This window comes from Azospirillum sp., from assembly GCF_050789165.1.
The window spans coordinates 80,877-96,980 of record NZ_JBOZRT010000033.1; the positions used below are offsets into that span (position 1 = coordinate 80,877).

The 16,104-nt window shown below is 70.1% G+C and carries 13 protein-coding genes; 8 read left to right on the top strand and 5 right to left on the bottom strand.

The features are described from left to right. Positions 1 to 13: 13 nt before the first annotated feature. From lpxC to ACRWK7_RS07055, 4 genes are all read left to right on the top strand, one after another. Positions 14 to 928, top strand: a complete 915-nt coding sequence (gene lpxC, locus ACRWK7_RS07040; protein ID WP_431855488.1) for a UDP-3-O-acyl-N-acetylglucosamine deacetylase — start codon at positions 14 to 16, stop codon at positions 926 to 928. 407 nt (positions 929 to 1,335) lie between these two features. Continuing rightward, positions 1,336 to 2,151, top strand: a complete 816-nt coding sequence (locus tag ACRWK7_RS07045; RefSeq protein WP_431855489.1) for an outer membrane protein assembly factor BamD — start codon at positions 1,336 to 1,338, stop codon at positions 2,149 to 2,151. Next, a complete protein-coding gene (recN, locus tag ACRWK7_RS07050) occupies positions 2,118 to 3,827 on the top strand; it encodes a DNA repair protein RecN (RefSeq protein WP_431855490.1) in 1,710 nt (569 codons plus the stop codon). The genes ACRWK7_RS07045 and recN overlap by 34 nt, the downstream gene beginning before the upstream one ends. A gap of 142 nt (positions 3,828 to 3,969) precedes the next feature. After that, positions 3,970 to 4,602, top strand: coding sequence for a LysE family translocator (locus tag ACRWK7_RS07055; RefSeq protein ID WP_431855491.1), 633 nt, complete (start codon positions 3,970 to 3,972; stop codon positions 4,600 to 4,602). A gap of 7 nt (positions 4,603 to 4,609) precedes the next feature. Here ACRWK7_RS07055 and ACRWK7_RS07060 read toward each other — a convergent pair whose 3' ends face one another. Then, entirely contained in the window at positions 4,610 to 5,164 is a 555-nt protein-coding gene (locus ACRWK7_RS07060; RefSeq protein ID WP_431855492.1) for a YitT family protein, read from the bottom strand. A 165-nt stretch (positions 5,165 to 5,329) separates the two neighbouring features. Beyond that, a complete protein-coding gene (locus ACRWK7_RS07065) occupies positions 5,330 to 5,836 on the bottom strand; it encodes a hypothetical protein (RefSeq protein WP_431855493.1) in 507 nt (168 codons plus the stop codon). Positions 5,837 to 5,942: 106 nt separating this feature from the next. Between ACRWK7_RS07065 and ligA the strand changes: the two genes are divergently transcribed. Next, positions 5,943 to 8,327 carry an NAD-dependent DNA ligase LigA gene (gene ligA / locus ACRWK7_RS07070; RefSeq protein WP_431855494.1) on the top strand — a complete coding sequence of 795 codons (2,385 nt, stop codon included), beginning with the start codon at positions 5,943 to 5,945 and terminating at the stop codon, positions 8,325 to 8,327. Here ligA and ACRWK7_RS07075 read toward each other — a convergent pair. Then, positions 8,290 to 8,796: an SRPBCC family protein gene (locus tag ACRWK7_RS07075; RefSeq protein ID WP_431855495.1), complete on the bottom strand. Its 507-nt coding sequence runs from the start codon at positions 8,794 to 8,796 to the stop codon at positions 8,290 to 8,292. The two genes, ligA and ACRWK7_RS07075, sit on opposite strands and share 38 nt — an antisense overlap. 192 nt (positions 8,797 to 8,988) lie before the next feature. Between ACRWK7_RS07075 and ACRWK7_RS07080 the strand changes: the two genes are divergently transcribed. After that, entirely contained in the window at positions 8,989 to 10,440 is a 1,452-nt protein-coding gene (locus tag ACRWK7_RS07080; RefSeq protein ID WP_431855496.1) for a 4Fe-4S binding protein, read from the top strand. Positions 10,441 to 10,483: 43 nt separating this feature from the next. After that, positions 10,484 to 11,041, top strand: a complete 558-nt coding sequence (locus ACRWK7_RS07085) for an iron transporter (RefSeq protein WP_431855497.1) — start codon at positions 10,484 to 10,486, stop codon at positions 11,039 to 11,041. A 198-nt stretch (positions 11,042 to 11,239) separates the two neighbouring features. Here the strand turns inward: ACRWK7_RS07085 and ACRWK7_RS07090 are convergent, their stop codons facing one another. Further along, positions 11,240 to 12,451, bottom strand: a complete 1,212-nt coding sequence (locus ACRWK7_RS07090) for a hypothetical protein (RefSeq protein ID WP_431855498.1) — start codon at positions 12,449 to 12,451, stop codon at positions 11,240 to 11,242. A 72-nt stretch (positions 12,452 to 12,523) separates the two neighbouring features. Then, positions 12,524 to 14,833, bottom strand: a complete 2,310-nt coding sequence (locus ACRWK7_RS07095) for an ATP-dependent helicase (RefSeq protein WP_431855499.1) — start codon at positions 14,831 to 14,833, stop codon at positions 12,524 to 12,526. Between the two features lie 476 nt (positions 14,834 to 15,309). Between ACRWK7_RS07095 and ACRWK7_RS07100 the strand changes: the two genes are divergently transcribed. Beyond that, on the top strand, positions 15,310 to 15,996 hold the full coding sequence (locus tag ACRWK7_RS07100) for a LuxR C-terminal-related transcriptional regulator (protein WP_431855565.1): 687 nt from the start codon (positions 15,310 to 15,312) through the stop codon (positions 15,994 to 15,996). The last annotated feature ends 108 nt before the right edge of the window (positions 15,997 to 16,104 follow it).

Consider the following 16,104-nt stretch of genomic DNA (forward strand, 5'->3'; position numbering starts at 1 on the left):
TAATACGGACGGGATGTTTCAGCACACGCTGAAGTCTGTCATTCGCCTCACCGGCATCGGACTGCACTCCGGCGCGAAGGCGACCCTGACCATCTCCCCCGCGGCGCCGGACGCCGGCATCACCTTCATCCGCACCGACAAGCGCGGCTTCGCCGCCCGCATCCCCGCGATCTACGCCAACGTCGTGGACACCCGCCTGTGCACCGTGCTCGGCAACGCCGAAGGCACCACGGTCGGCACGGTGGAGCATGTCCTGGCGGCGCTGGCCGGCTGCGGCATCGACAACGCCGTCCTCGCCATCGACGGCCCGGAAGTGCCGATCATGGACGGCAGCTCCGCCCCCTTCGTCGCCGCCATCGAGCGCACGGGCCGCGTCGAGCAGGACGCGCCGCGCCGCGTGATCCGCGTGCTGAAGCCGGTCACCGTCGGCAACGGCCTGGTGACCGCCAGCCTGATGCCGTCCGAGCGTCCGGAGTTCAGCTTCGAGATCGACTTCGACAGCGCGGTGATCGGCCAGCAGACCGCCCACTTCGCGCTGTCCGCCGGCGCCTTCGGCGAGGAGATCGGCGACGCCCGCACCTTCTGCTTCCTGCACGACGTCGAGGCCATGCAGAAGGCCGGCCTCGCCCGCGGCGGCTCGCTCGACAACGCGGTGGTCGTGGACAAGGAGCAGGACCGCGTGCTCAACGCCGACGGCCTGCGCAGCCCGGACGAGTTCGTCCGCCACAAGATCCTCGACGCGGTGGGCGACCTGTATCTGGCCGGCGGCCCGATCCTCGGCCGCTACCACGGCAGCCGCGCCGGCCACGCGCTGAACAACCAGCTGCTGCGCGCGCTGTTCGTCGACCGCTCGACGTGGTGCTGGGACACGCCGGCGGCGCTGCTGCCGTCGGGCTGGTGCGAGTACCAGCCGCGCGCCGTCGCCTGACGCGCCATCCGTTTTTCCCTGGGTCGGCCTGGACCGCCCTCCCCTTCCCGGGGAGGGCGTTTTCTTTCGCGCGGACCTCCCTGCCCTTCCGGAGTCGACGCGCGCCGCGCCGCGCACCCCCCTCCCCCGCCGCCGCCGCGCCGCGCGGGGTTGCGCAAAGCCCCCTCCCCCACCGGGGTTGCGGAACCGCGGCGCACGCACCACATGGGGCGTTCCAGGCTCAGCGAATGTCACAGAAATATATTTATTTCAAATATTTATGTGATTTTCCTGAGGCATCACTCGAGACTTCGCACCATCTTTTCCGCCCGCCCCGCGAAAGCCGCCCCGCCCCGCCTGATCCGACTTGCCGCGCCCGCGTTGGGGCGTGCTATATAAGGGCACCATTTCAGGGTCCCAAGACGACGATGTCCCCTCGCCTTCTCCGCGCGCCGCTGGCCGCCCTCCTCCTCGCCTCCGCCGTCGCCGGCTGCTCCTCCAAGGAGGAGTTGGCCTACGTCGAGCGTCCGCCCGAGCAGATCTTCGACGAGGCGGAAGCCAAGATGAAGAGCGAGGACTACAAGACCGCCGCCAAGCTGTTCGACGAGGTCGAGCGCCAGCACCCCTATTCGCAGTGGGCGACCAAGGCGCAGCTGCGCGCCGCCTACGCGCACTATGAGAACCTGAAGTACGACGACGCCATCCTGGCGCTGGACCGCTTCATCCAGCTGCACCCCGGCAGCCCGGAGGTGTCGTACGCCTATTACATGCGCGCGCTGAGCTATTACGAGCAGATCACCGACGTGCGCCGCGACCAGCGGATGACGCGGCTGGCGCTCGACGCGCTGTCGGACGTGGTGCGCCGCTTCCCCGACACGCCGTACGCCCGCGACGCCAAGATCAAGATCGACCTGACCAACGACCACCTCGCCGGCAAGGAGATGGAGGTCGGGCGCTTCTACATGCGCCAGGCGCAGTACACCGCGGCGATCAACCGCTTCCGCATGGTGGTCGAGCAGTACCAGACCACCTCGCACACGGCGGAGGCGCTGCACCGCCTCGTCGAGTGCTATCTGGCGCTCGGCGTCAACGACGAGGCGACGACGGCCGCCGCCGTCCTCGGCCACAACTTCCCGGGCAGCGAATGGTATCAGGACAGCTACGCCATGCTGGTCGACCACAACCTGAAGCCGGAGCGGAACGCCAAATCGTGGCTCAGCAAAGCCTGGAGCTCCCTGTTCTAGGGCGGTCCACCCTCGCCGCGCTGACGATCCGGGACGTCGTCCTGATCGAACGGCTGGCGTTGTCCTTCCGGACCGGCCTGTGCGTTCTGACCGGCGAGACGGGTGCGGGCAAGTCGATCCTGCTGGACGCCCTCGGCCTCGCTCTGGGTGCGCGCGCCGAATCCGGACTGGTCCGGCACGGCGCCGACCAAGCCTCGGTCACCGCCGAGTTCGAGCTGTCCGGCGACCACCCGGCCTTCGCCATCCTGCGCGAGCAGGGGCTGGACGCGGATGAGCGCCTGGTCGTCCGCCGCACGGTTAGCGCCGACGGCCGCTCGCGCGCCTGGGTCAACGACCAGGCGGTCGGCGTCGGCCTGCTGAAGCGCCTGGGCGAGGAGCTGGTCGAGGTGCACGGCCAGTTCGATACCCACGGCCTGCTCAACCCGACCACCCACCGCAGCGTGCTCGACGCCTACGCCCAGCTGGACGGCAAGGCGGCGCACGTCGCCGCCCTGCACCGCGCGTGGCGGCAGGTCGAGGACGCGCGCGCCAACGCCGCCGCCGAGATCGCCCGCGCCCGCGCGGAAGAGGAATACCTGCGCCACGCCGTGGCGGAGCTGGACAGCCTCGCCCCCAAGCCCGGCGAGGAGGAGCAGCTGGCCGAGACTCGCGCCGTGCTGATGCACCGCGAGAAGGTGGTCGAGGCGATGAATTCCGCCTACGCCGAGCTGTCCGGCGACCGCGGCGTCGAGCGCTCGCTGGCCTCGGCGCTGCGCATCCTGACGCGCATCGCCGAGAAGGCCGGCGGCAAGCTGGACCCGGCGATCGCCGCGCTCGACCGCGCCGCCGCCGAAGCCGGCGAGGCCGTCGCCGCGCTGCAGGCCGCGTCCGCCGACGTGGACATGGACCCGGCGGCGCTGGAGAAGCTGGAGGAGCGGCTGTTCGCGCTGCGCGCCGCGTCGCGCAAGCACGGCGTGGCGGTGGACGCGCTGGCCGCGCTGCGCGACGAGCTGTCCGGCCGCCTGTCGATGATCGAGGACCAGGGCGACCTGCTCGCCCGCCTCGCCCGCGACGCCGAGACGGCGCGCGAGGCCTACCGCAAGGCCGCCGAGGACCTCAGCAAGGCGCGCCAGAAGGCCGCCGGGCAGCTGGACAAGGCGGTGGCGGGTGAGTTGCCGCCGCTGAAGCTCGACAAGGCCAAGTTCCGCACGCTGGTCGAGCCGCTGGGCGAAGCCGAGTGGGGGCCGGCCGGCATGGACCGCGTCGCCTTCCAGGTCGCCACCAACCCGGGGTCCCCGCCGGGGGCGCTGAACAAGATCGCCTCGGGCGGCGAGCTGGCGCGCTTCATGCTGGCGTTGAAGGTGGTGCTGGCGCAGACCTCCACGGTCGGCACGCTGGTGTTCGACGAGGTGGACACCGGCATCGGCGGCGCCGTCGCCGCCGCGGTCGGCCAGCGGCTGGAGCGGCTCGGCCATGGCCTGCAGGTGCTGGTGGTGACGCACAGCCCGCAGGTGGCGGCGCGCGGCTCGACCCACCTGAAGGTGCAGAAGGCGGTCAAGGGCCAGAGCGTGACCACCGGCGTCGCCGAACTGGACGGCGACGAGCGGCGCGAGGAGATCGCCCGCATGCTGTCCGGCGCCACCGTCACCGCCGAGGCGCGGGCGGCGGCCGACAGCCTGATCGCGGGACGCGGATAAGATCGCTTCTTGAAGCCCCTCTCCCTCGATGGGAGAGGGGCTTTTGCAGATGCGTCAAGCGCCTGATGCCTGCCCTGCGCGTGCGGCATTTGCCCGCAGGCGCGCGGCGTGGTTCCCTGGCCGTCCCCTTTCGGAGGCGCGCATGAGCTGGCAGACCCTTGGCCTGTTCCTGGTCACCTTCTTCTTCATCTCGGCGACGCCCGGCCCGAACATGCTGCTGGCCATGAGCCTCGGCCTGCGCTTCGGCGTGCGCCGGGCGGCGTGGGGCGGGCTGGGCATGGTGGCCGGGCTGACCACCCTGGCCGGGCTGTCGGTGCTCGGCCTCGGCGCACTGCTGGCGGCGTCGGAAGCGGCGTTCCTCACGCTGAAGTGGGCGGGCGTGGCCTATCTGACGTGGCTGGGCTGGCAGACCTGGCGGGCGCCGGTGGAACCGGTGCGGGCCGGCGAGGCTCCGGTGGAGGATGGAAGCGGCTCGGCGGGGCGCCTGTTCGCGCGCGGCGTGCTGGTCGCCTTCAGCAACCCGAAGGCGCTGGTCTTCATGGCCGCGCTGTTCCCGCAGTTCATCGAGCCCGCGCAGCCGCTGCTGCCGCAGTTCACCGCGCTGGTGTCGCTGATGGCGGTGATCGAGTTCGGCTGGATCCTCACCTACGCGGCCGGCGGCCACACCATCGCCGCGCGCCTGTCGAGCACCCGCGCCGTGCGCAGCCTGAACCGGGTGAGCGGCGGCCTGATGATCGGCGCCGGCGGCCTGCTGGCGCTGGCCAAGCGGATCTGAGCGCGCGTCAGCGGGCGACGTACCAGTCGGTGCGGTGGTTGAAGGCGACGAAGGCGTTCAGCACCGCCGCACCGAGGATCGAGGCCAGCACCGCGTTGCTGTCGATCACGAACGCCGCCATGGAGAAGATCACCACGTCGAAGGCCGCCTGCAGCCAGCCGGCGCGGAACCCGGTCTTCTCCTGGATGTAGTAGGCGAGGATGCCGACTCCGCCGCCGCTGGAGCCGTGGCGGAACAGGCCGATGACGCCGATCCCGATGCAGAATCCGGCCAGCACCGCCGCGACGTGCGGCTGCAGGACGCTGTAGCCGACCACGCCGGGGAAGAGGTTCGACAGCACCGAGATGCTGGTCACCGCGACCAGCGAGCGGACGGTGAACCGCCAGCCGATCCGCGTGATCGCCAGCCCGTAGAACGGCAGGTTGACCAGGAAGAACACCAGGCCGAAGTTGAGTCCGGTGGCGTAGGAAATCACGAAGGCAAGCCCCGCCGCCTGCCCGGTAATCAGCCCGGCCGCGCGCAGCATCGAAATGCCGAACGAGGTCATGATGATGCCGAACAATTGGCCTTGCGCATTGTCGAAGGCGCTGTGCGCGGCCCGACTGTTCGCGATCACTGCCTGCGCAACGCTTTCCCCGGCCATTCGTCCCTGCTCCCCCGGCGTCCATGTCTTGAAGATGACGCCGCCGGCGGAACCGTCAAGGCGGATTTTTGCAGTGCACAAAAATCAGGTCGCCACCTTCCACAGCCCCCAGCCGCCCAGCCGCAGGCCGACCTGGTACTTGGTGAAGGGGATGGTGATCGCCACGTCGCGCGGGCGGAAGAACAGCAGGCGGATCGGGTCGGCGAACTCCAGCCGGGCGCCCTTGGGCTCCTCGTCGAACTCGTTGCTCATGACCTGCCAGATCTCCAGGCCGTCGCCGTAGTTGCTGACCTTGTATTGGCCGCAGCGCCACTCGTCGCCCTCGCCGACGCTGCCCTGCACCACCTTGCGGTCGCCTTCCATCTCCACCGAGCCGACGCCGGCTGCCTCGCCGCCCACCGACGGCCCCTGCGTCTCCGCCCGGAAGCCGAGGCTGAGCCAGGAGGTGCGGGTCAGCGGAATCAGGCGGCGCACCAGCCGCGCGTCCTCGGCCGAGAAGCGCTCGGGGTCGTCGTAGAGGATGCGGTCCAGCGCGGCGGCGACCGTCAGGCGGTCGTCGATGGTCAGGGGCTTGACGGGGCTGCGGGGCATCGCGGATCCGTGCTTCGTCATAGGCGATCGCTTCAGTCTTGCGCCAACAAGCACCCTTCCGCCAGTCTCCCGTTTCACGCCCCCTCCCGAACCGCCGAGCCGCACCATGACCGACCTCTTCGCCACGCCCGCCAGCCTGCGCGCCATCCCCGTGGAGGCGCTGACCCTGGAGCAGGCGCAGGCCGAACTGGAGGCGCTGGCCAAGGACATCGCCCACCACGACCGGCTCTACCACCAGCAGGACGCGCCGGAGATTTCCGACGCCGACTACGACGCGCTGGTCCGCCGCAACGGCGCCATCGAGGCGCGCTTCCCGGAACTGCAGCGCGCCGATTCGCCCTCGCTGCGCGTCGGCGCGGCGCCGGCCGCCGGTTTCAGGAAGGTGCGGCACGCCGTGCCGATGCTGTCGCTGGGCAACGCCTTCGCGCCGGAGGACGCCGCCGAGTTCGTGGCGCGCATCCGCCGCTTCCTCGGTTGGGGCGAGGACACGCCCATCGCCTTCGTCGCCGAGCCGAAGATCGACGGCCTGTCCTGTTCGCTGCGTTATGAGAATGGCCGTCTGGTGCTGGCCGCCACCCGCGGCGACGGCGCGGAGGGCGAGGACGTCACGGCCAACGTCATGACCATCAAGGACGTGCCGAAGACCCTGCCCGCCCCCTGCCCCGCCGTGCTGGAGGTGCGCGGCGAGGTCTACATGAACCGCGACGCGTTCCTGGCCATGAACCGGGCCTACGCCGAGAAGGGAGAGGACCTGTTCGCCAACCCGCGCAACGCCGCCGCCGGCTCGCTGCGCCAGAAGGACCCGAAGGTCACCGCGTCGCGCCCGCTGTGCTTCTTCGGCTACGCGCTGGGCGAGGTGTCGGAGCCGATCGCCGACACCCAGTGGGGCATCCGCGAGCGGCTGAAGGCCTGGGGCTTCGCGCTCAACCGCCCCGCCGAACACGTGGACGGCGTGGACGCGCTGCTGCGCTATTACGAGCAGGTCGGCCAGCGCCGCTCGTCGCTGCCCTTCGACATCGACGGCGTGGTCTACAAGGTGGACCGGCTGGATTTGCAGGAGCGCCTGGGCTTCGTCTCCCGCGCGCCGCGCTGGGCCATCGCGCACAAGTTCCCGGCGGAGCAGGCGCAGACGCGCCTCAAGGGCATCACCATCCAGGTCGGCCGCACCGGCGCGCTGACCCCGGTGGCGGAACTGGAGGACATCACGGTGGGCGGCGTGGTGGTCAGCCGCGCCACCCTGCACAACGAGGACGAGATCGCCCGCAAGGACGTCCGCGTCGGCGACCTCGTCGTCGTGCAGCGCGCCGGCGACGTGATCCCGCAGGTGGTCGGCGTCGTCGAGGCGCAGCGGCCCGAAGGCGCCGCCCCCTTCGTCTTCCCCGACCATTGCCCGGAGTGCGGCAGCCTCGCCGTGCGCGAGGAGGGCGAGGTGGTGCGGCGCTGCACCGGCGGCCTGATCTGCCCGGCGCAGGCCAAGGAGCGGCTGCGCCACTTCGTCAGCCGCAACGCCTTCGACATCGAGGGGCTGGGCGAGAAGATCATCGAGGAGTTCTGGGACGACGGCCTCGTCCGCTCGCCGGTGGACATCTTCACGCTGGAGCCGCGGGTCGAACGCGGGGAGTTCACCCTCGTCGGCCGGCCGGGCTGGAAGGAGAAGTCGGTCGAGAACCTGTTCAAGGCGATCAACGACCGCCGCAACGGCATCGACCTGCACCGGCTGATCTTCGGCCTGGGCATCCGGCATGTGGGCGAGGTGACGGCGCGCTCGCTGGCCACGCATTACGGCTCGCTGGACGCGTGGCTGGCCGGCATGGACGCCGCCACCGCCGCCATGCCGGGGGCGGCGTGGCGCGAGCTGACGGCGCTGAAGGGCGTCGGTCCGTCCACCATGTCGGCGCTGCTGGCGTGGTTCAAGGACCCGGAGAACGTCGCCAAGGTGGACTTCTACGCCAACCAGCCGGCGCTGCGGCTGGAGACGGTGATCGGCATGCTGGGCATCAAGGAGGTGAAGGCCAACGCCGCCAAGGCGCTGGCCGCGCACTACGAGACGTTGGAGCGCTGGAAGGAGGCGATGGCCGCGGCCGCCGCGGCCCAGCCCGGCGAGGCGTGGAACGCGCTGGTCCGCGTCCCCGACGTCGGCGAGGTGGCGGCCGAGGAGATCGCCGGCTTCTTCCTGGAAGACCGCAACAAGGAGATCATCCGGGGCCTGCGCGGCACCGGGGTGAAGGTGCTCGACGCCGAGAAGCCGAAGGCGGCGAGCACCCCGGTGGCCGGCAAGACGGTGGTGTTCACCGGCACGCTGGAGACCATGGCCCGCGACGCGGCCGAGGCGCGGGCGCGCGAGCTGGGCGCCAAGGTGACCGGCTCAGTGTCGAAGAAGACCGACTACGTGGTCGTCGGCGCCGACGCCGGCAGCAAGGCCACCAAGGCGCGCGACCTCGGCGTGACGGTCCTCAGCGAACAGGAATGGCTGGACCTGATCGGGGGGTAGCCGGCACCTGCCGGTCCAGTGTCGCCCTCAGCGAAGAGGTCCAGTCCGGGATCAGCGCCATCAGCAAGGCCTGCCAGCTGGCCGCGTGCTCCGGCGCCGCGTCCACGGTCACCGACCATTCGATGAAGGTCCGCGCCCCGTCGATGACCGGAAGCAGGCGGATCGTGCCCTCGTAGTGAGAGGGGGGCAGCGTCTCGTCCACAACGCCGGCCGGAAAGGGGAACGGCTCCAGCCCGGCGTATGTCAACGTCCGCCGGTCGTCCGAATGGGCGCTGAGGCGTTGCCGGATCCACGCCCCCTTGTAGCAGAAGCGCCGGACCGCACCGACCTCGTCGCCCGACCGACCATCTTCGATCACGCTTTCGCTGACGCCGTCGATGTAGACAGGGTAATTGTTGAAATCGCGGATGAGAGACCACGTCGTCCCGACGTCGTGGTCGAGAACAGTGCTGTAATAGGCCGTGCCCATCGTTACCTCCTGATGTTGGGAGGCCCAACCGTGTCAGAGGCCGCCCGGGCGCGACACCCGGTTCTTGCGACGTTTTCCGGCGACGAGAACCCGAAGCGTCCATGGGGTGCGACGCACTGTCGCATTGCGATCCAGTCTCAAATGCGAGCCTGATACGCGAACGATTTGCAATTGCACCGCAGCGGGCGGCTCATGGACACGCATCGGCTTCCGGACACGATCGACGGCTGCGCCGCCCAGCGCGCCGTTCCGTTCCGCCGTGGCGGGCGCCTGACCGCGCTGGGCGCGGCGCTGGAGCGGCTGTTCGTATGGCTGCGGCCCTGGCTGCCGGTGGCGCACGGGGTGATGTTCGTCGGCTTCCTCGCCATCCTGTTCGTGCCGCTGCTGCTCGACGACCCGGGCGCCGAGGACGGGCCGTTCGACCACTTCACGGTGATGGCGCACACGCTGCTGTGGGGCCTGTGGTTCCCGCTGGCGTTCCTGTCGGTGGTGCTGACCGGACGCAGCTGGTGCGGTCTGCTCTGCCCGATGGGCGCCGGGTCGGAATGGGCGGGCAAGGTCGGGCTGAAACGGCCGGTGCCGGCGTGGCTGCGCTGGCCGGGCACGCCGGTCGCCAGCTTCATCCTGGTCACCGTGTGGGGCCAGACGGTGGGCGTGCGCGACCATCCCGAGGCCGCCGCCATCCTGTTCGGCTCGGTCTTCGCGGCGGCGCTGGTCATCGGCTTCCTGTTCGGGCGCGGCAAGCGCGCGTGGTGCCGGCACGCCTGCCCGATCGGTCTGCTGCTCGGCGTCTATTCGCGCCTGGGCGCCGTCGAGTTCGCGCCGAAGCGGCCGGAGCCGGGCGGCGACCGCTGGACCGAGAAGACCGTCTGCCCGACGCTGATCGACCTGAAGCGCAAGACCGAATCCCGCCACTGCATCGAGTGCTTCCGCTGCGTCGGCCCGTCCTCGCAGGGCGGGCTGTACCTGAAGCTGCGCGTGCCCGGCACCGAGATCGAGACGGTGTCGGCGCACAACCCCAGCCTGTCCGAGGTGCTGTTCCTGTTCATGGGCACCGGTGTGGCACTGGGCGGCTTCCTGTGGCTGGTGCTGCCGTCGTACCAGCACCTGCGCATGGCGGTCGGCGACTGGGGCATCGACCAGGGCTGGTACTGGCTGGGCGAGCCGGGGCCGCGCTGGCTGATGGCGGTCTATCCGGAGCGCCGCGAGGTGTTCCGCTGGCTCGATTTCATCCTGATCGTCGGCTACATGCTGAGCTGGCTGGCGGCGCTGACGGCGACGCTGTCGGCCACCACCGCGGCCTCCGCCTGGCTGTCGGCGCGGCTGGCGCCGGGCGCTGAATGGAAGGCCCGCTTCGTCCAGCTCGGCTATCAGTACGCCCCGGTCGCCATGGTGTCGCTGCTGCTCGGCCTCGGCGGCGGGCTGTTCGACACGCTGGCGCTGCTCGGCCTCGGGCCGGCGGCGGTGCTCGGCGCCAAGGGCCTGTGCTTCGCGCTCGGCGCGCTGTGGAGCCTGCGGCTCGGCGACCGCCTTCTGGCGGCGCAGGGCGTGCCGGCGACGACGCGCTGGATTCCCCTCCTACCCGGCGCCCTCGGCAGCTTCGCCATCGGCGCCGCCTGGTACCCGGCGCTGTTCGGCGCCTGATCGTTTCCCCAACCCTCCCTCACGACCTTTCGGAGAGCACGCTATGACTCTGTCCGCACGCCCCCTTGCCGCCGCCGTCCTGGCGCTCGGCCTCGCCGCCGCGCCGGCCTTCGCCGGCGAGCAGCCCATCGGCCAGCCCCTCGAGAAGAATGGCCTGAACGTCATCGGCGTGTACCTGCAGCCGGTGGTCATGCAGCCGGCCATGGCCGACCAGGACGCCAAGAAGACCGACATCCACCTGGAAGCCGACATCAAGGCGCTGAAGGACAACCCGAACGGCTTCCGTGAGGATTCCTGGATCCCCTACCTGACGGTGGACTACACCATCGCCAAGCGCGGCAGCGACTGGAAGGCCAGCGGCACGCTGCACGCGATGGTCGCCAACGACGGCCCGCACTACGGCGCCAACGTGGCGCTGAGCGGCCCCGGCCAGTACGACGTGACCTTCCGCATCGCGCCGCCGGGCACCGACGCGCACGGCCACACGCAGGTCTTCCTGCGCCACACCGACAAGGAGACCGGCGTGCAGGCCTGGTGGAAGCCGTTCGAGTTCAAGGGCGACTTCAAGTTCGTCGGCACCGGCAAGAAGGGCGGGTACTGAGGACGATCGCCCGTCGCTGACGGACGCCACGGGCACAACGTTCACATGGATTGCACGGATTGAGGCACGGATTACACGGATTTTCTTATGCGTGCGGCACGCCTGCTCCTCCGCAAGGCGTTGCCGGGCGCGATGAGAAAAGATCCGTGAAATCCGTGCTCAAATCTGTGCAATCCGTGTTCCGGGTTGTCACCGACCTCACCCCTCCCCCGGCCGCAAGGTGCCGGCCAGGCGGTCGGCGATGTCGTGCATGCCCTGCTGGCGCAGGATCGCCTGACGGTGGCGCAGCAGGCGCTTGGCCAGCGCCTTCTCGGTCTCCGCGCCGCCCAGCAGCGTGCCGTCCGCCCCCTTCAGCCGCAGCGCGAGGGTCTCCACCAGCGCCGCCTCGGCCTTGGCGTCCTTGCGGTCGAGCGGCTGGTCGCTGTTGAGGGCGGAGCGCACGCGCTCCAGCAGCACGATGCGGCAGCTCGGCGCCCGGCCGGTGACGGTCAGCGCCCCGATGCAGGCGAGCAGCGGGTGCACCGGCACGTCCTTCTCGCCCGGCCGGCGGCCGTACAGCGTGTCGGCCAGCGCGCACAGGCCGGCGGCCAGCGTCGGTTGCGCGCCCAGCAGCTCCTTCACCACGTCGGCCGCGCCCAGCCCGTCGGCGACCACGCCCTCCAGCAGCGCCGAGAGGTGCGGATCGTCGGTGCGGGCCATCATCTTGACCAGCAGTTCCATCTTGCCGGCCAGCGAGTTGGCGTTGGTCAGGTACTGGCTGAGCATGGCCAGGAATACGAAGTCGTGCTCCTCCGCCCCCACCGCCTGCCCGATGCGGCGGCTGGTGGCCGCGAGGTCGGACTCGTCGAAGGCCGGCAGGCGCTTGCGCTCGGCGTTGAAATCGCGGGCACGGACCAGCGCGCGGTCGACCAGCGCGCGCAGCTCCTTCACCCGCGCAGCAACCGCGACCTTGCGGGTGTCGCCGTGGTGGCGGGCAACCGCATGGATGGCCGCGCCCATCAGCGTGCCCTGCTCGTCCAGCTTGCGGGCGTAGGTCCAGCCGTGCAGCAGCTCGGTCGGCGTCACCTGAAACTTGTCGAGGAACTGGCGCAGCAGCCGGCCGATGACGACGCGGCTCTCGAACCCGTACAGATCGGCCAGTTCGGTGCAGTAGGGGGCGCCCTCGGCGGTGCCGGCGATGGTCAGCGGCTTGGACTTCTGCTCCGGCACCTTGCGGTGGAAGATGGCGGTCTGGATCGCCAGCCCGGCGAGGCTGCGCGACTTGAAGACCTTCACCTCCTGCACGCCGGCCACGGTCATCTGCACGCGGGCGCAGGACAGCGCCGCCTGCTCCTCGGTGAAGGTGGCCTCCATCCGCCAGCGGTCGTCGACGCGGACCTGCACCTCGAAGAGGGCGTTGCCTTTGAACACGGGTTCACAAACCTCCGAAATCCTCACCGATCCTGGGCCGGAAGGGGCGTGGGGATCAATGGGATTCGGTCCTCACCCCGCCTTGTCCGCGGGCACCACGAAGGCGTCCATCACCTTCTTGGTGCCGGCCTCGTCGAAGGCGATCTCCAGCTTGTCCTGCTCGACCGCCACCACGGTGCCGTAGCCGAACTTCTGGTGGAACACCCGCTCCCCCTCGCCGTAGGGCGAGGACGGCCGGGCGCGCGCCTCGACGTGGTAGGCGGTGCCCTCCAGCGTCACGCCGCGCGGCGCCGGCGGCTGGCGCTGCGAGCCCTTGAAGCTGAAGCCGCCCGGCCCGGCATCCCGGAACCCGCCGCCGAACCCGGCCGCGCTTGCCCCGGCATAGAGGCCGCTGGCCGCCTCCGCCTCGACGTTCTCCGGCGGCAGCTCGTCCACGAAGCGCGAGGGGATGGCGCTGACCCAGTTGCCGTACAGGCGGCGGTTGGCGGCGTGCGTGACGTAGGCCCGCTTGCGCGCCCGCGTCAGGCCGACGTAGGCGAGGCGGCGCTCCTCCTCCAGGCCGGCGATGCCGGTCTCGTCCAGCGCGCGCTGGTTGGGGAACACGCCCTCCTCCCAGCCGGGCAGGAAGACGACGTCGAACTCCAGGCCCTTGGCGCCGTGCAGGGTCATCAGCGTGATCTGCTCGGCCCCGGCGGCCTCGGCGTTCTCCATGACCAGGGCGACGTGTTCGAGGAAGCCGCCGAGGTTCTCGAACTCCGCCATGGCGGTGATCAGTTCCTTGAGGTTCTCCAGCCGGCCCGGCGCCTCGGGCGACTTGTCCTCCTGCCACATGCGGGTGTAGCCGGACTCGTCCAGCACCATGCGCGCCAGATCGGTGTGCGGCATGGTCAGCGCGAGGCCGCGCCAGCGGAAGAAGTCCTGCAGCAGCGTGCGCACCGTGCCGCGCACCTTGGGCTTCAGCTCGTCGGTCTCGGTCAGCGCCCAGCCGGCCTCGGTCAGCGGGATCCCCTGCCCGCGCGCCGCGGTGTAGAGGCATTGCAGCGCCGCCGGGCCGATGCCGCGCTTCGGCACGTTGACGATGCGCTCGAAGGCAAGGTCGTCGTCGGGCGAGTTCACCACGCGCAGGTAGGCCAGCGCGTCGCGGATCTCCTGCCGCTCGTAGAAGCGCGGGCCGCCGATCACCTTGTAGGGCAGGCCCAGGGTGATGAAGCGCTCCTCGAACTCGCGGGTCTGGAAGCCGGCGCGCACCAGCACCGCCATGTGGCCCAGCGACACGCCGAGGCGCTGCAGCGATTCCACCTCCTCGCCGATCCAGCGGGCCTCCTCCTCGCCGTCCCAGACGCCGCGGACGCGCACGCGATCGCCGCCCTCGGCCTGGGTCCACAGCGTCTTGCCCAGGCGGCCCTTGTTGTGGGCGATCACGCCGGACGCGGCGGCCAGGATGTGGCCGGTGGAGCGGTAGTTCTGCTCCAGCTTGATGATCTTGGCACCCGGGAAGTCGGTCTCGAAGCGCAGGATGTTGCCGATCTCGGCGCCGCGCCACGCGTAGATCGACTGGTCCTCGTCGCCGACGCAGCAGATGTTCTTGTGCGCCTGGGAGAGGATGCGCAGCCACAGGTACTGCGCCACGTTGGTGTCCTGGTACTCGTCCACCAGGATGTAGCGGAACTTGCGGTGATACTCGGCCAGGACGTCGGCGTGGGTCTGGAAAATGATCAGCGTGTGCAGCAGCAGGTCGCCGAAGTCGCAGGCGTTCAGCGTGCGCAGGCGGTCCTGGTACTGGCGGTACAGCGCCACCAGCCGGCCGCCGGCCACGTCGCCGCCGTCGGCCTCGGTCAGCCTGTCGGGCGTCAGGCCGCGGTCCTTCCAGCGCTCGATCGCGCCGAGCACCTGACGGGCCGGCCACTTCTTGGAATCGACGTTCTCCGCCTCCAGCAACTGCTTGATCAGGCGGATCTGGTCGTCGGTGTCGAGGATGGTGAAGTTGGACTTCAGCCCGACCAGCTCGGCGTGGCGGCGCAGGATGCGCGCGGCCAGCGCGTGGAAGGTGCCGAGCCACCAGCCCTCCGGCTCCATGCCGACCAGGGAGGCCACGCGCTCGCGCATCTCGCGCGCCGCCTTGTTGGTGAAGGTCACGGCGAGGATCTGGAACGGCATCGCCCGCCGCGTCATCAGCAGGTGGGCGAGGCGCGTGGTCAGCACCCGCGTCTTGCCGGTGCCGGCGCCGGCGAGCACCAGGACGGGGCCGTCCAGCGCCTCCACCGCCTCGCGCTGGACCGGGTTCAGGCCGTCCAGGTAGGCGAAACGCGGGGCCGGCGCGATGGGGGCGCCGCCGTGGGAGCCGAGCTGGCTCAGGGGATCGTCGTCGAAGGCATCGGTCATGGCGCCATCCTATAGCACGCCCGCGCACGCCCGACGAAGCCCCCCGGGCGAGGCGGGCCGCTCGGCCCTCGGTCATACGCCCCTGGGCGCCTGGCCGGCTGGCTCCATGTTCCTGCATACAGGATTGACGGCGAGGCGCGCAAGACACGTTGCAGACGAGGCAGGCATTGATCGCCGCAACGCCGGTAAAAGCCGCCGAACGACAGCGCATCGGAGCGTCCGTTTACTCCGCCTCCCCAAGGGCAGAGCGCTAGGACCCACGGTTTGTCTTAACCCGTCATAGGGCATATGCCGATTTCATGCCGCGATTGGTACTTTCGAGAAATTTTCTGTCCTGCGAATCTGGGGTATCGTCTCGACGAAACGTGGCACACCCCGGCGCCGAAAGGCGGTCGCGGTCTTCCCCCGAAGCGGCATGTCCCGATGAGTCGGGACATGCCACCGACGTGAACACAGCCAAGGACGGGCAGACGACGATGGATCCCGTGAACGTTTACCTGATCGATGCGAACAAGCTCTTCCGCGAGGGCATGAAGCGGCTGTTCGAAGATTCCCCGTTCAAGGTCATCGGCGAGGCCGGCAGCCTGCGCGAAGGCGTGCCCGCTGTCGAGACGGCGGCGTCCCGTCCGGAACTGATCCTGATCGACCTCGCCAACGGCACGGAGGACGAGGTGGAGGCGATGCGGCTGCTGCGCACCCAGCATCCGCAGATCCGCGTCGTCATCCTGACCAGCGACCTGTGCACCCGCCGCCTGTCCGGCGCGCTGGGCGCCGGGGCGGACGGCTACCTGATGAAGGACATCGCCTGCGAGGCGCTGATGCAGTCGCTGCGCCTGGTGATGATGGGCGAGAAGGTGTTCCCGACCCACTTGGCCGAACTGCTGGTGTCCGGCCGGGCCGACGACATGGGCGCCGAAGTGCCGGCGCGCCGCAAGGGCCTGTCGCAGCGCGAGGTGCAGATCCTGCGCTGCCTGCTGAACGGCAATTCCAACAAGATGATCGCCAACCATCTGAACATCACCGAGGCGACCGTGAAGGTCCACCTCAAGAGCCTGCTGCGCAAGATCAACGCATCCAACCGCACGCAGGCCGCCATCTGGGCACTCAACAACGGCATCGGCGAGCAGACGGCGGACGCGACGGTCGGCGCCGGCATGGCCTGAGGCCGGAGTCTTCCCCTTCTTTCCGGATCCCCCACTTGGGCCGGCCGCAGCCCCGCGGCCGGCCGCTCCTTGTTCACCTATCCTTTTGTCCTTGGCCTTTCGGCCCCA

What these genes read in the sequence shown, in the direction of transcription:
- ACRWK7_RS07075 (WP_431855495.1), bottom strand. Translation starts at nt 8,796, where the DNA reads ATGGGCACGGCCTATTACAGCACTGTTCTCGACCACGACGTCGGGACG.
- ligA (WP_431855494.1), top strand. Translation starts at nt 5,943, where the DNA reads ATGACCGACCTCTTCGCCACGCCCGCCAGCCTGCGCGCCATCCCCGTG.
- lpxC (WP_431855488.1), top strand. Translation starts at nt 14, where the DNA reads ATGTTTCAGCACACGCTGAAGTCTGTCATTCGCCTCACCGGCATCGGA.
- ACRWK7_RS07065 (WP_431855493.1), bottom strand. Translation starts at nt 5,836, where the DNA reads ATGCCCCGCAGCCCCGTCAAGCCCCTGACCATCGACGACCGCCTGACG.
- ACRWK7_RS07045 (WP_431855489.1), top strand. Translation starts at nt 1,336, where the DNA reads ATGTCCCCTCGCCTTCTCCGCGCGCCGCTGGCCGCCCTCCTCCTCGCC.
- ACRWK7_RS07085 (WP_431855497.1), top strand. Translation starts at nt 10,484, where the DNA reads ATGACTCTGTCCGCACGCCCCCTTGCCGCCGCCGTCCTGGCGCTCGGC.
- ACRWK7_RS07095 (WP_431855499.1), bottom strand. Translation starts at nt 14,833, where the DNA reads ATGACCGATGCCTTCGACGACGATCCCCTGAGCCAGCTCGGCTCCCAC.
- ACRWK7_RS07100 (WP_431855565.1), top strand. Translation starts at nt 15,310, where the DNA reads ATGGATCCCGTGAACGTTTACCTGATCGATGCGAACAAGCTCTTCCGC.
- ACRWK7_RS07080 (WP_431855496.1), top strand. Translation starts at nt 8,989, where the DNA reads ATGGACACGCATCGGCTTCCGGACACGATCGACGGCTGCGCCGCCCAG.
- ACRWK7_RS07055 (WP_431855491.1), top strand. Translation starts at nt 3,970, where the DNA reads ATGAGCTGGCAGACCCTTGGCCTGTTCCTGGTCACCTTCTTCTTCATC.